General features: G+C 60.0%; 11 protein-coding genes and 1 pseudogene. 7 read left to right on the top strand and 5 right to left on the bottom strand.

The window, feature by feature from the left end:
• The first annotated feature begins 123 nt into the window (after positions 1–123).
• The 5 genes and pseudogenes from repC (at position 124) to G6N74_RS21625 (ending at position 4516) form a co-directional block, all read left to right on the top strand.
• The gene (gene repC / locus G6N74_RS21645; protein WP_165120078.1) at positions 124–1335 is read left to right on the top strand and encodes a plasmid replication protein RepC; all 1212 of its coding nucleotides are present in this window, start codon (positions 124–126) and stop codon (positions 1333–1335) included.
• Positions 1336–2041: 706 nt separating this feature from the next.
• Positions 2042–2989, top strand: a complete 948-nt coding sequence (locus G6N74_RS21640; RefSeq protein WP_165120077.1) for a DUF1403 family protein — start codon at positions 2042–2044, stop codon at positions 2987–2989.
• 2 nt (positions 2990–2991) lie between these two features.
• On the top strand, positions 2992–3708 hold the full coding sequence (gene scpB, locus G6N74_RS21635) for an SMC-Scp complex subunit ScpB (protein ID WP_165120076.1): 717 nt from the start codon (positions 2992–2994) through the stop codon (positions 3706–3708).
• A 122-nt stretch (positions 3709–3830) separates the two neighbouring features.
• A pseudogene (locus G6N74_RS21630) lies at positions 3831–4154 on the top strand (DDE-type integrase/transposase/recombinase); the annotation flags it as partial.
• 167 nt (positions 4155–4321) lie between these two features.
• Positions 4322–4516 carry a hypothetical protein gene (locus G6N74_RS21625; RefSeq protein WP_165120075.1) on the top strand — a complete coding sequence of 65 codons (195 nt, stop codon included), beginning with the start codon at positions 4322–4324 and terminating at the stop codon, positions 4514–4516.
• Positions 4517–4586: 70 nt separating this feature from the next.
• Here the strand turns inward: G6N74_RS21625 and otsB are convergent, their stop codons facing one another.
• The 5 genes from otsB to G6N74_RS21600 form a co-directional block, all read right to left on the bottom strand.
• A complete protein-coding gene (gene otsB, locus G6N74_RS21620) occupies positions 4587–5339 on the bottom strand; it encodes a trehalose-phosphatase (protein ID WP_165120126.1) in 753 nt (250 codons plus the stop codon).
• The gene (locus tag G6N74_RS21615; protein ID WP_246245856.1) at positions 5339–6979 is read right to left on the bottom strand and encodes an alpha,alpha-trehalose-phosphate synthase (UDP-forming); all 1641 of its coding nucleotides are present in this window, start codon (positions 6977–6979) and stop codon (positions 5339–5341) included. Before G6N74_RS21615 ends, otsB begins: the two co-directional genes overlap by 1 nt.
• Positions 6980–7266: 287 nt before the next feature.
• A complete protein-coding gene (locus G6N74_RS21610; RefSeq protein WP_165120073.1) occupies positions 7267–9429 on the bottom strand; it encodes an amylo-alpha-1,6-glucosidase in 2163 nt (720 codons plus the stop codon).
• A 55-nt stretch (positions 9430–9484) separates the two neighbouring features.
• Positions 9485–10546: a glycosyltransferase family 4 protein gene (locus G6N74_RS21605; protein ID WP_165120072.1), complete on the bottom strand. Its 1062-nt coding sequence runs from the start codon at positions 10544–10546 to the stop codon at positions 9485–9487.
• Positions 10547–10677: 131 nt separating this feature from the next.
• Positions 10678–10959 carry a hypothetical protein gene (locus tag G6N74_RS21600; RefSeq protein ID WP_246245855.1) on the bottom strand — a complete coding sequence of 94 codons (282 nt, stop codon included), beginning with the start codon at positions 10957–10959 and terminating at the stop codon, positions 10678–10680.
• A gap of 150 nt (positions 10960–11109) precedes the next feature.
• Here G6N74_RS21600 and G6N74_RS21595 point away from each other — a divergent pair, with 150 nt between their 5' ends.
• Both G6N74_RS21595 and G6N74_RS21590 read left to right on the top strand, forming a co-directional pair.
• Positions 11110–12096, top strand: coding sequence for a methyltransferase (locus G6N74_RS21595; protein ID WP_165120071.1), 987 nt, complete (start codon positions 11110–11112; stop codon positions 12094–12096).
• Between the two features lie 210 nt (positions 12097–12306).
• A complete protein-coding gene (locus tag G6N74_RS21590) occupies positions 12307–13302 on the top strand; it encodes a TRAP transporter substrate-binding protein (RefSeq protein WP_165120125.1) in 996 nt (331 codons plus the stop codon).
• Positions 13303–13395: the final 93 nt, after the last annotated feature.

Here is a 13395-nt window from a genome sequence, read left to right as displayed (position 1 = left end):
TCACGGAAGCCCTTCTCAAGTCTGTAGCAAGCTGAGAATCGCAAATCCGCGAATCACTGTCAAGAGTCATTGGCGTCGTTTTGGCGAGCAGATTTCTTTTGCCTGAAAAAAGGTGAGAGAAAAATGGGAGTAGTACTCTCGTCGACGCCCTTTGGGCGGCGAGCGCTGTCGTTTGCCATGGTGGCAGGACAGGTTACAGCCAATGAATGCCCACCAGACACCACCATCAACAAGTGGCAGGCGTTCCGAACCATATGCGAGGCCAAAGCAGCGATCGGCGTGACCGACCGTTCGCTCGTCGTTCTCAATGCTCTGTTGTCGTTTCACCCAGAAACCGACCTTTGCGGCGGCGACGACCTCATCGTTTTTCCGTCAAACGCACAATTGGCCTTGCGTGCCCATGGAATGGCGCCAGCCACGTTACGCAGACATCTGGCGGTGCTAGTCGAACGCGGGCTTCTCATCCGTCGCGACAGCCCGAATGGCAAGCGCTATGCACGAAAGGGGCAGGGCGGTTCCATCGAGCAGGCCTTTGGCTTCGACCTCATACCCTTGGTCGCGCGTGTCGCAGAATTCGTGCGTCTTGCAAACGAAATACGTGCCGAAAGGCGTGCTCTCCAGCTTTGCCGCGAGCGGATCACACTCAGCCGTCGCGACATCGCGAAAATGCTCTCGTTCGGCCGTGATGGTGGCGTCGCCGCCGATTGGAACCGGCTACAAATCGAATATCAGGCAATCATCGGTCGGCTGCCCAGAACAGCCACGCTCCTCGCGTTGGAACCTTGCGAAGAGGGCCTGGCTGCTTTGGCCGTAAAACTGCGCAAGATTCTGGAAACACACGTAAAATCGAAAAAACCAAGCGCCAATGAGTCCCATTTTGAGCGGCACATACACTATTCAAATCCGAATCCAGATGAAGTTGAATCTCGCCAAAACACGCAGGCGGAAACAATCACCGAGCCAACGGCTGAACCCGAAATCCAAATAACAACCAACTATCCGCTCAACCTTGTGCTGAAAGCCTGCCCCGACATTGCCGACTACGCCAGGAATGGCATTTCTCGCTGGGGCGATCTCATCGAAACGGCAAACCTTGTCCGCTCCGCCCTTGGCGTAACGCTCGATGCATGGAACCACGCCAATCAAGCGATGGGGCCTGTCGATACAGCCATCATCACGGCAGCAATGCTGCAACGTGCCGGAAAAATATCAAACCCTGGCGGTTATCTGCGTAGCCTGACTGAAAAAGCAAGGAACGGGAATTTTACCGTCGGTCCTGCGTTGATGGCACTGCTCAGAAAGCAAAATGGCCCGAGCGAAACGGCGGTTGCCTAGGAAAATTATGGAAGAAAATCCGCATCGCCAATTGGACGATTCATTCCATCCAGAGAAGCATAGTGACGAAACCCGATAATTATTTCTGCAAATCGAAGTCCCGGCTGCTTTGCGACAGCGATGCATCAACAGGTGGGCTTGCCAGCGCATCTTGCCCATTCCTGGCACGTATACGCCTTCTCCTCAGGTCAAAGAAAGGCTCACACATATGACGGCGTATATCGATCATTTGCGCGGAAATACGGCTTGGCGCTGTAGCGAGCCTACCGAAAACCTCTGGACGCGCTCGTGCTCGAACATTCTGCTACGGACGCCGGCAGCAAGGGTGAGGAATTGCAACACATCGAGATTCTGGCGGCCCGCTCACCCGCAAAATGCCTCCAGTCAGCAGCATAGGTTCGTCGAAAATGTCCGGTCGGAATCATTGCGAGCGCCATCTGCAACCTCCTTGGCCCGTAACGGGGAAACGGGTGGCGTCGGCAGAAATCAGCGTACCGTTCGACAACGACATATTCTCAGTTTTATGAGACGCTCTCGAAATCTGCTGAGAGTTTGTCGGTAATCTGATTGAGGGAGAGGTCGTTAGCGGTAGGGTCATAAGAGGCTAATAAGGCAACATTATCGTTCGTTTTAAGTGAGCGACACCCTGTGCGGTTTAATGTGAAAGCGATGGCATAAACTGCACGGGCACTGTAGGCTAACCGGCATGGATTCGCCCACTGTCCGACCCGATTCACCTGCCGCGCATCTCCCCGCATGGGCTTTGCCGCGTGGTCGCGCGCCGAGCGAGGCGGATGCAGCCTTCGCCGCTGGCATTGCTTTGAAAGCGCTCGACGATTTTTTGCGCACCAACCCCGCCTGGGCCGGTTGCTTTCGCGCCCGCCAGGCGCTTTCCTGCGCCGCGGCGGCTGTTCGCCTGATGGGCCGGGGCGAAGACGAAGCCGCCCTGCGCGATGCCGTTCTGCTCACCGCGCTTGGCAACGATCCCGGTCCCGCCGGTAATTTTTGCCGGGCCTTCCAAAAACTGGCCGTTAAAAAACCTGTTCTGTCGGTGACGGTTGCGGCTGAGATCGCCGCGCTGTTCGGAATAGCCTGGGACGACCGCCTGGCCGCTGCCCTCGATCACGCTGTCGGCGTGCAGCAAAAATCTGGGCGCGCCGTGCCCTTTGCCGTCGCCGAGTTTGTATCCGCCATTTACACCGAACGCCCCGACGCCGAAATTCTGGCCTGGGCGCTCGCCGATGTTTTGCTCGCCGAAAGGCTGCAGTGGAAAAAGACCGTGCCGCTGCTGATGACGGTGCGGTTCGGTTCAGCCTTTCGGACGCCTGGGGGCACAGGTCGGGTGCGACCGGGTGAATCTTCTTTCCAACGCGCTGTTTGTCTTACCCTAGTCGAGGCGACAAATTCGGCGCTGCGGTCAGCGGGAGAAATCGCTCGACGCGCCGACATCCTTGTCGCCGTGACGCCGAAGGTGAGGACGAAGGGAGCTGACACCGTCATCGCAAAATTGCTCGAAGAGGACGCCGTGCCGGCCTCGGCGCCCGGCACAAGATTGTCGCGCTGGGCCGCAATGCGGCTGTTCGAACGGCTGGAAAGCTTTGGGGCGGTGCGCGAATTGTCTGGCCGTTCTTCGTTTCGGATTTTTGGGCTGTGACCATGGGCGGCGCCACGAAAACAGCGCGCGGTGAAAAAAAGATGGCCAGAGGCGAAATGCCGGGTCACGACATGCCCTTGGATCGCGAACTCGAAGATTTGTCGCCGGCCTTGCGCTGGCGCGAATGGATGCTGCGGGTCGAAGCCGTCTTGTTCGCCGCAGCCGAGCCGGTCTCGCGCGAAATTCTTGGCAGGGTGGTCGGCAAAGACTGCAGTGTCGAGCTTCTGATCGACGATCTCCAGGAGGAATTGCGCGATCGGCCCTACGAACTAGTCTCCGTCGCCGGCGGCTGGCAGCACCGAAGCCGTTCGGCTTACGCACCCGCGATCCGTGCAGCGGCGGCGCCCACCCGCTCGGCCACAGAAACTCTCTCCGACGGCGAGGCCATGTTGCTGATGGCAATTGCGTATTACCAGCCGGTGACGCGCGGCGATCTGTCGAAGATTTTTGGCAAGGAGGTCTCGCGTGACACCGTCGCCAGCCTGCGCGATGCCGGCTTCATCGTCTCCGGCCCGCGCAGCCCGACGCCCGGAGCGCCCTATACCTACGTCACCACAAAACACTTCCTCTCTACCTTCGGCCTGGAGACGCTGCGCGATCTGCCCGACCTCGAAGCGCTGGAGGATGCAGGGCTGCTGAGGCGGGGGGAGGCTAGACCAGGAGCCATTTCTGACCCTGCCGCTGAGATGGAAGACGACGGGCGTGCGTTGGCCGATTAGCTGTTTTGCGGCTACGCAGCTCCTCTGTAGATTAGGGAGCCGTCCACTTTTGACACAAAGTGATTTCCACCTTGCGCGCGGCGAATGGCAGCTAGCCGCGAGAAATCGTGCCTGCCCGATCAGATCGCATCGTCATTGACGGTAGCCAGACGAACCGGGAAGCAATCATTGCCTGCGATGGCGAGAGCCGGCTTCGAGACCAATCGCAACGGCTACTGAAGCCGATCCGCATCCGGCAGAGCCAATATCTGAACAACCGCATCGAACAGGACCATCGCCGAATCAAGCGTCGGATCCGGTCCATGCTCGGCTTCAAATCGATCACCTGCGCAGCAACTATACTGTGCGGCATTGAAATGGTTCACATGCTGCGGAAACGACAGGCGAGGTACGCGCACAATCCAGCACCGTCACTTGTCGAACAGTTTGAAATCCTGGCCGCGTAGAAACTGAGCAGAAGCCTTTCCGCGTCTCAACTTCGAGTTTGCGACAGAGCCGGCTGATGGGCGTGCGCTGCCGGCATGGCTGGGTGCTACGCGCAATGATCGGGTAACCGCCGGTCGGTCTTTTGTTCATCGACCTGCGCGTCTAGGCTGTTACCGAGGATGGAGTGGTGGAGGATACGTTCCGCCTCGATCTGCCCACCGGTTCGATATCCGATCACAGCACCGATCGCCGTGCCAGCGTAGGCAACGGGTTTTTCTCAGACCGGCTCCATCACGAACTGAATGGTGGCAAGGAAGAAGCAAGCCTGCTTGCCAGGGCGCTGGGCGGTGGGACCGCCCAGCAAATTATCGATCAAGCGTAGCTCGCATGAGTCCTGATCCCACCAGATCGGATCGGGTCCAGCGCCGAAAGGCTGTCCAAGTGGCGCGTTCTTATATCCTGCACAACTGCTGCTTCAGCCAGGCAAGCGTGTCCGCGACGCTGTCAATGCTGTAGGTCGCCTGAGTAGGGCCTCGCGGCTTGACGCGTATTGAAACGCCTTCCGCTTCATTGATCGCTTCGAAGCCGTTCTCGTCGGAGGTGTCGTCGCCCAGGAATACGGGCTGCCTGCCGGCGAATGGCGTGATTTTCAGGAAACGTCGAATGGCCGCGCCCTTGGCCGCTTCGAGTGGCATCAATTCCACGCCGGCATTGCCGGGAATTGTCCGATAGCCCTCGGGCAGTCTGTCCAATGCCCGGTCGACCAGTTCCGTGGCACGGGCCAGCAGATGGGGCGCTGCTCGCGTGTGGATGGCCAGGATCGGACCTTTGCGTTCGATATAGATGTCGCTGCCGGCGAACTCCGCCTCGATCTCAGCGGCAAGAGCGGCGATATCGTCAGGTTCGCCCGCTGCTTCAACCGGGCCGTTCGGCTCCAACCGATGCTCCAGTCCATACAGTCCCGCCGCGCGCAGCTTGAGCGGGTGAAAAAGCCTGTCCGCCTGAGCGATCGAGCGACCGGTAATGAAGGCCACTGCCCCATCCAACTGATGCTCCAGATCGATCAGGAGAGTACGGAGTTCCTCGCTAACGACGACAGCATCGGGATGCGCGGCGTGTTCCAGCAAGGTGCCGTCGATGTCGAGAAATAGCGACCATTTGCCTTCGGCCAGATCCGGCACGCGCAGTCTTTCCTGTATGTCCATCATGACGCCCTCTTGCGATCGACTATCGAGACAATGTTGCCGCTTGCAGATGGCGGCTGGTAATCGACATTTGCCGTGGCGCGATCGATCGCACCGCGTTTGCGCAACCGGGCGGCGTCGAGCAGCATGCTGCCGGCCCATCTGTAGACGTTGTTGTCGCGGACGATGTCGCGCAGGCTTGCCATGCGCCGACGCTGTTCGTCGGGGCTCATGGTTATGGCTTGAAGCAGCATATCGCTCATCATCGTCGCGTCGTAGGGATTGACGATCAGCGCTTCCAGAAGTTCGCGCGCGGCACCGGCGAAGGTGCTGAGCAGGAGAACGCCCTGCTCGTCGTCGCGCGCCGCCACGAATTCCTTGGCAACCAGGTTCATGCCGTCATGCAGGCTGGTCACCAGGCAGACATCGGCCGCTCGATAGATCTCATAGACCTGCTCCTGGGTGTGATGTTCCGCCACCATCAGCACCGGCTTGTAGCCCTCGCTGCCAAAGCGTTGGTTCAGGTCCTCTGCCCGCTGAAGACAATCTTCGTAGAGCTGCTGGTAGGCCGGCAAGGTGCCGCGGCTGGGCGCGGCAATTTGCAGGACGACCACTCTGCCGATCCATTCGGGGTGGTGCGTGAACAGTTCCTCCAGCGCCTCGAAGCGATCGAGAATGCCCTTCGTGTAGTCGAGACGTTCGACGCCGACGCAAAGTTTTACGTCCTCGTCCAGGCCGAACCTGGCGCGTATGTGATCCCGGCACTCGACGACGGATGGCAGGTTTTCCAGCTGGGTCGGCGGCCATTCGATGGAAATCGGATATGCATGCACCAGGCTCGTCTGGCCGCCATAGGAGATGGCGGCGTCCTCGCGTTCGATGCGGCTTTCGAGAAAGCGGTCGACGCTTTCAGTGAAATTATTGCAGTGAAACTGGGTGTGGAAGCCGATGATCGAGCTGCCGAGAAGCCCGTCCAGTATCTGCTCGCGCCACGGGCAGATGCTGAAGACTTCGGAATTGGGCCACGGAATATGCCAGAAGGTGATGACGATGGCTTCCGGCAATCTCTCCCGGATCATGCGCGGCAGGAGTGCAAAATGATAATCCTGCACCAGAACGATCGGACGCTCATTGCGCGCCTCGGCCACTACGGTGTCGGCAAACTTCCGGTTCACGGCCTCATATGCCTTCCAGTCGGAGGCACGGAAAATGGGCCGCGTGAAAGCGATATGGCATAGCGGCCACAGACCCTCATTGGCGAAGCCAAGATAGTAACCCTGCTGCTCCTCCTCGCTCAGCCAGACGCGGCGCAGTGTATAGGAGGGGCGATCCGGCGGAACTTCCATGCGATCGTTCTGGTCGACCGTCTGCCGGTCGGCCGAGCCGCCGCCATAAGCGATCCAGGTGCCGGCGCAGGCGCGCGTGATCGGCTCCAGGGCCGAGACGAGGCCGCTGGCAGGCACCACAAGCTCGACATCGCCGTCGTCCTTCAGATTGTGGATGTAAGGTTCCCGGTTGGACACCACGATGACCTGGGCACCAGGCAGTTCGCTTGCCAATATCTTGCGCAAGGTTTCCGGCGACCAGTTGATCAAGGTTGCATCGGCCGAATGCCCGTTTTTTTCGTATTCGCGCAGTTTGCTGGACGTATCGGGAACCATCTCGTCCCCGGTGCTATGTTGGGCCGATCGATGCGCTCGGCGCTGTTGCCGCAAGGAAAACACCAGCGCGAAGATCGACAGCGCAATGCTTGCCGTAATCAAGAACCAAAGGGTGGGGAGGGAATGCAGAATATCCAAGCCGTCGCTTGTCATGGTAGTGCCAAAATCATCCTCGGCCGCATGAGCAGCCGTCTGTCGGGTCTGTGTCAGAAAAATGTACCGCCGCCACTGGAGGCGATCTGCTTGTGGATGGCTAACGCATCGGGTGCGCCATCGGTTCCTGAAAATCAGGTTCGGACGATAAGCGGTACCTTGCCCTCGTCGCGGCTTGCAAGAAAAGCCCCGACGCGATCTCCCACGCGCTGGAATGTCAGATCGACCGCGTTCGCGCCCACGCCAAGATGCCGGATCGTTAGATTGTCGATGCCGATCGGCAATCTCGGGCGATCAACATGGATTTCTCCGTTCCAGCCATCGATCTCGAGACCCAAACAGGCCTGCATGAGCATGAAGACCGAACCGGCGGACCAAGCCTGCGGCAGGCATGCGACCGGATAGGCGATTGGCGCCTCGCCCGGTGCCCGGGTGAAGCCGCAGAACAGTTCGGGCAGCCGCATGTTGAAATGGACAGCAGACTCGAACGTCCCGCTCATCAGCCGCACCAGATCGTCCCGCACGCCGTAGCGCGCCAGGCCTGCACCGCATATCGCCGTGTCGTGCGGCCAGATCGAACCGTTGTGATAGGACATCGGGTTAAAGAATATGGCATCGTCGGCGACCGTCCTCAGGCCCCAGCCTGAATGGAAGGGCGCTGCCAGAAGTTGATCCGCCACCCTTTCGGCGCGACCGGCTTCCGGCAGCCCGACATAGAGGAGATGCCCGGCATTGGACGTGCGGACGATGCAAGGATTGCCATCACCATCGAGCGCCAGCGCGTAGAAGCCGAGATCCTCGATCCAGAAATGCCTCTCGACGGCAATGCGCATCGCTTCGGCGCGTTCTGCCCAGTGCCCCGCCTTTTCAGTCTCGCCCCGGCGCGAAGCCAATTCGGCCAGTCCCTTGAACGCGGCAAAGACATAACCTTGGACCTCGACCAGCGCGATCGGGCCTTTCGGGATGCGGCCGTCGGCATGGAAGACGGAATCGAAACTGTCCTTCCAGCCCTGGTTGGCGAGGCCTGTATCGGCTGCGCGCTGATAGGTGAGGAAACCGGTGAGGCGGCTGGCCTCCTCGATCCAGTCGGCCGCCGCGCAGAGAGACGGCCACAAGGTATCCATGAAGGCCATGTCGCCGGTGCGGTTGGCGTAGGCGCAGGCGAGATGAATGTAGAGTGGCGTGGTGTCGACGCCGCCATAATAGCGCCCGAAGGGCAGCTCCAGCAGCGCCGCCATCTCACCCTTGCGCGTCTCGTGCATGATCTTGCCGGGCTGGGAATCGCTGAAGGGCGACGTTTCGGTCGCTTGATGCTGCGCCAGGAAGGCAAGAACGCCCCGCGCCAGGCCCGGATTGAGCCAGAGCATCTGCAAGGCGGAAATGACGCCGTCGCGGCCGAATGCGGTCGAGAACCAGGGGATTCCGGCATAGGGGTAAGGCCCTGTTTCAAGTTCGGTTGTGAGCAGCGCGACATCGGCCCGCGCACGTCCGACCCAATCGTTGAAGACGCGGCCCGAACTGTGGATTGTCGCGCCGTGACGGCGCTTTGCCCGCATGCCGAAACGCGCTCGGGCAGCAGCTGCGCGAAAGCGTTGGCGCGATGGCTGGCCGGCGACGTCCGGGCCAGCCTCTATGTAGAAAATCTGCCGGCCGCGCTTCGGCACGGCGAGGCGAAAATCCGCCCTGCCTGCCGACAAGTTATCGGCTGAATGGGAAAACGAGATCACCGAGACGCGCACGAGCTTATCCAGCCCCTCGTAGCGAAGCACGACGGACCCCGTGCTCGTCTCGGCTTCGTGCACTGTTCCACGCTTGGCCCGGGTCGATCCGCGCACCTCGAACATGTCGCGGAAATCGGCGGCGAAGTGCAGGGAGAGCGCGATGGTGGAATCCTGCTGGCTATAATTCGAGATGGTCACCCGTTCATAGAGACGGTTCTCCCACAGCAGCCTGACGCGTTCGATATGAACCGCGCCCTGCGGCACCTCGCGGCCTTCGAGGTTTTCGATCGGCAGGTTGGTCAGATTGGTGGTGAACAGTACATTGTCCTGGCTGAGCGACGCGCCGAGCAGCGAGGTCGGGCGTCCACCAACCGTAAGGCGAAACTCCGACAGCACGCGCGTGTCGTCACGGAAAAAGCCGTCGCCGGCACCGCGTATGTCGCCATATGCGTCTGCCACGGCGAAACAATCGCCATGCTTCAGGGCGAACTGCCGATGCGGCTCCCGTGGTGCGGTATCATCCAGCGATGCAAGGGCAAGGGCCGGGTCGAGCTTGCGCTCGTCAAGTTGTGCCATTGGTCATGAAGCTCTGCGGTTGTTGCTGCAATATGTTCGAAAGGCGTCCGCCGCCTCAGGAGGCTTTCGCCTCGGCTGCACCGCCGAGCAGCCGCGCATAGGCGCTGACATAGTCCCTTGCCATTCGTTCGGCAGAAAAGCGCCGCTCGAAGGTTCGGCGCACTTCACGCCGGTCGAGTTGCAGAAGCTGCGGCATGGACGCAACCGCCTCTTCGATTGAAGCGACGATGAAGCCTGTCACGCCGTTGTCGACGATTTCCGGCATCGCTCCGCAATTCCAGGCGATCACCGGCGTTCCGCAAGCCATCGCCTCGATGACCGCAAGACCGAACGGCTCGGGCCAGTCGATCGGGAAAAGCAGCCCGGCGGCATTGCCGAGGAAGGCGGCTTTGCGGTCTTCCGATATCTCGCCGACATAGTCGATCTGATCGCCATCGATCATCGGCTCGACCACTTCGTGGAAATAGGCGCGGTCGTCATCGCCGACCTTGGCCGCCAATTTGAGCTTGAGCCCGGCGCGTCGCGCGATCTCGATGGCTCGATCCGGCCGCTTGTCCCGCGACATGCGGCCCAGGAATGCGAGATAGCCCCCGTCGCGCCCTGCTTCGAAAGCAGGTTTGTAAATATCGACCGGAATCCCGTGATGGATTGTCGCGAGCCAATTGGCTTCTGCGAGCCCCATGCGCTGGCTGCGCGAAATTGAAATCATCGGAAAATTCGGAAAGCGCTCATAGGCCGGCGCCAGATCGGCGTAGTCCAGCCTGCCATGCGGCGTGGTCACCGTGCGCTGCGGCATATGCTCGAAGAACGGAAAATGCTGGAAGTGGCTGAGATGGAAATGGATGATATCGAACTGGTCGGCACGCTGCCTGACCTCGGCCAGCATGGCCAGATGCGCGGCAATCTCGGATTTCAGCGGATGAGGATCGAGACGAAGCGCGAGCCGTCGACACGGCACCAGCTTTGCCGATGTCGTGGTGTCGCCACTGGCAAAGAGGGTCACGTCGTGACCAAACGCGACTAGCGCTTCCGTCAGATAGGAGATGATGCGTTCAGTGCCACCGTAGAGCTTAGGCGGGACCGATTCATAGAGTGGCGCGACATGCGCGATTCTCATGGTTCAGGTTCCCTCAATCAATATCGTCGAGGTAACCGGAATGTTTCAGCCAGCAGATCGTTCCGACAACCCCGGTTGCAGCTTGAGGTGTCGAGCGAGATTGGAACTGCTGCCAGTCCTGTCGGGGGCGCTCAACGGCTCTGTCGCAAACCGCTCCATGACGGCGAGGCCGCAATAGGGCACGTAGGCTGCGGAATAGCCGCCTTCGTGTGACTCACGAGACGTCCACCGCACAGTTCGTCCGCCTTTTCCATCAGCATGCGTGTGATATCGCGATAGGTATCGCTGTGCAGCATCATGCAGCCGAGCGGATCGGCGCCCGATCCGTCGAAGCCGGACGGTACGACGATGAGGTCCGGTTTGTAGGCCTTGAGCGCCGGCAACACCATCTGCCGGAAGGCGGCGATGGACATTCTCAGAAGCCGGATTTGCCAAGAGTATCCGTCACGTCGTCGTGTCGGTCGCTCGAAATAGTGATTTTGCTTCACTTTCCGGAGAACGGAGGTTCAAATCTTATGGGAGCTGCTTCAAAGTCGCTCCTGGATCGCGGAAGGGGATGTGACATGGTGGATTCTGATCGGATCGACAACCTGATCGCAGCGGTGTCCCCCGCCTTGGCGCTTCGCGCCGGGATGGACCTTGGCATCTTCACCCGGCTCGGTGGCAGCGCGATGACTGCCGACACCTTGGGATCCGCGCTCAAAGTCGAGCCTGATCGCCTGTCGAGGCTCCTCTACGCGCTCGCCAGCATCGGTCTCCTCGAAGTCAAGGATGGTCAGTTTCGCAACGGAGCCGAAGCGGCGGCCTTCCTCGACGCGTCCAAGCCGACCTATCGCGGCGGCGATCATGCGGTTCTGCGCGAGCTTTGGGGGGCTGACCTACTGACCGCAGAGACGCTGCGACAGAACCGGCCGGCTGCGCTGCATGACTTTTCCGAAGCGGGGCCCGAGGCCGCGGCGGCCTTCAGCCGTATGCTTGCACCGGGCGGGATCATTTTCGGTCGACATCTGGCCCGGGAGGTGGACCTCTCTGCGATCGGTTCGGTGATCGACATCGGTGGAGGCCCCGGGACCATTCTCGTCGGACTTCGCGAGCGGCGGCCGCAGATTGCTGCGACGCTGATGGAACTCCCAACAGTCGCAGCGGTCGCGCCAGCAATCCTGTCAGAATACGGTGCCGACGACGTGGTTGTCGAAGAGGGTGACATAACTGTTGCGCCATCGATCGGTCGTCACGATCTGGCGATCCTGAAGGCCGTCGTCCAGGTCCTTCCGCCGGACCAGGCACGCAGTTCGATCCTGAACGCGGCGCGTTGCCTGACACCCGGAGGCGAGATAGCAATTGCGGGGTGGGGTGTCGTCGATGACGACCGCCTCGGCCCGCCTGAGGGTGTCTTTCTGAATCTCACCTTCTTGAACCTCTATCGCCACGGCGAATCGTACACTGAAGGTCAGTATCGAGCCTGGATGACCGAGGCTGGTTTCCGGGATATCTCCAGGTCGCGCCTGACGGACGGCTGCACGTTATTTCGCGCGCGCCTTACGAGCTGATCGTGGCTAAATGGTTGGTTTCGGACACAGAGTGTTGATTTCCGCTTGAACGTGACACGACGCCGCCAGCGACATTTCATTATTTCGGCAGTGAGACATAACAGCCATGAATTCTAGGATAACTTCTTAGAATGTCAGGTCCCGTTGACTTGGGTCCTGCTCAGGGCGCTTGCTAGAAGGCATATCAAACAAAAAATTCCGAGGGGTAACATGCCAGATTCGAGCAAGAACAAACTTCGCCTCGCCGCTGCATCGCTATTGTGTTTGGCCGCCATCTGGCCGGTTGGCAGCGCCAGCGCGGAAACGGTGCTGCGGCTCGCCCATGCGTCGAGTTCCGGCAGCCTGATCAACGATGCCGTGACGAAATTTGCCGACGAGGTGAAGGAAAAATCCGGTGGCGAACTAACCGTTCAGATATTCCCGGACGGCCAGCTTGGTGATGAAGGCCCGATCGCTGACGGCGTTGGTTCGGGCTCAATCGATATCGGTTTGGGTGGCGTTGTCGACCAGATCGATCCGAAGCTGAACGTGGTTACCCTGCCTTTCCTTTTTGCGAATGCCAAGGCTGCCCATGACTTCCTCGATGGGCCGGTGGGTAAAGAAGTGTTCACTACCGGCGGCGACCGCGGCTATCAGATGCTGGGCGCGCTGGATTCCGGTTTTCGTCAGTTTGCCAACAGTGCCCACACGATCAAATCGCCGCAGGACATCGCTGGACTGAAGCTGCGCACACCGCCAAATCCAGTCATTCTCGCCACCATCAAGCAGCTCGGTGCATTGCCGCAATCGATCCCGTTCGGGGAGGTTTACACATCGCTGCAGGCCAAGGTCGTTGACGGCGTCGAACCTGAGATCCGCGATTTCTATGATCAGAAATGGTACGAGAGCGCCAAATACCTCTCCATATCCAACTACATCTGGACGCCCAACTACTGGTACATGAACAAAGACCGTTACGACGGCCTAACGGATGACCAGCGCAAGGTGCTCGATGCGGCCGTGACTGATACCACCCAGTGGTATCGCGGCAAACTGGAAGAAGTCTATGCCGACGTGCGCGCCAAGCTTACCGAGAAGGGCGTGGAGATCAACGAGGTAGATGGAGCCCCGTTCCGGGCCCTGGTCGATCCCGTCTACCAGCAGTTTGGTGCCGAATGGGGCGCGGACTACGTTGCCAAGGTGCGCAAGGCGGCGACCGGCGAATAGCAGCCGTGCGATGGCGTAGTCAGGAACGACGTCTCGCATTGTGATGCCGCGGCGGTGAAATCATCGCCGCATTCGCCCTGAAGAGATTGGAAT

Source organism: Mesorhizobium zhangyense (assembly GCF_011045115.1).
In the GTDB taxonomy this organism is placed as follows: domain Bacteria; phylum Pseudomonadota; class Alphaproteobacteria; order Rhizobiales; family Rhizobiaceae; genus Mesorhizobium_M; species Mesorhizobium_M zhangyense.
This window is presented reverse-complemented; position numbering and strand designations above follow the sequence as displayed.

Coding starts and splice junctions, on each gene's coding strand:
- repC (WP_165120078.1), top strand. CDS start 124: ATGGGAGTAGTACTCTCGTCGACGCCCTTTGGGCGGCGAGCGCTGTCG.
- otsB (WP_165120126.1), bottom strand. CDS start 5,339: ATGGACATACAGGAAAGACTGCGCGTGCCGGATCTGGCCGAAGGCAAA.
- G6N74_RS21600 (WP_246245855.1), bottom strand. CDS start 10,959: ATGTCCATCGCCGCCTTCCGGCAGATGGTGTTGCCGGCGCTCAAGGCC.
- scpB (WP_165120076.1), top strand. CDS start 2,992: ATGGGCGGCGCCACGAAAACAGCGCGCGGTGAAAAAAAGATGGCCAGA.
- G6N74_RS21640 (WP_165120077.1), top strand. CDS start 2,042: ATGGATTCGCCCACTGTCCGACCCGATTCACCTGCCGCGCATCTCCCC.
- G6N74_RS21610 (WP_165120073.1), bottom strand. CDS start 9,429: ATGGCACAACTTGACGAGCGCAAGCTCGACCCGGCCCTTGCCCTTGCA.
- G6N74_RS21605 (WP_165120072.1), bottom strand. CDS start 10,546: ATGAGAATCGCGCATGTCGCGCCACTCTATGAATCGGTCCCGCCTAAG.
- G6N74_RS21590 (WP_165120125.1), top strand. CDS start 12,307: ATGCCAGATTCGAGCAAGAACAAACTTCGCCTCGCCGCTGCATCGCTA.
- G6N74_RS21615 (WP_246245856.1), bottom strand. CDS start 6,979: ATGGTTCCCGATACGTCCAGCAAACTGCGCGAATACGAAAAAAACGGG.
- G6N74_RS21595 (WP_165120071.1), top strand. CDS start 11,110: ATGGTGGATTCTGATCGGATCGACAACCTGATCGCAGCGGTGTCCCCC.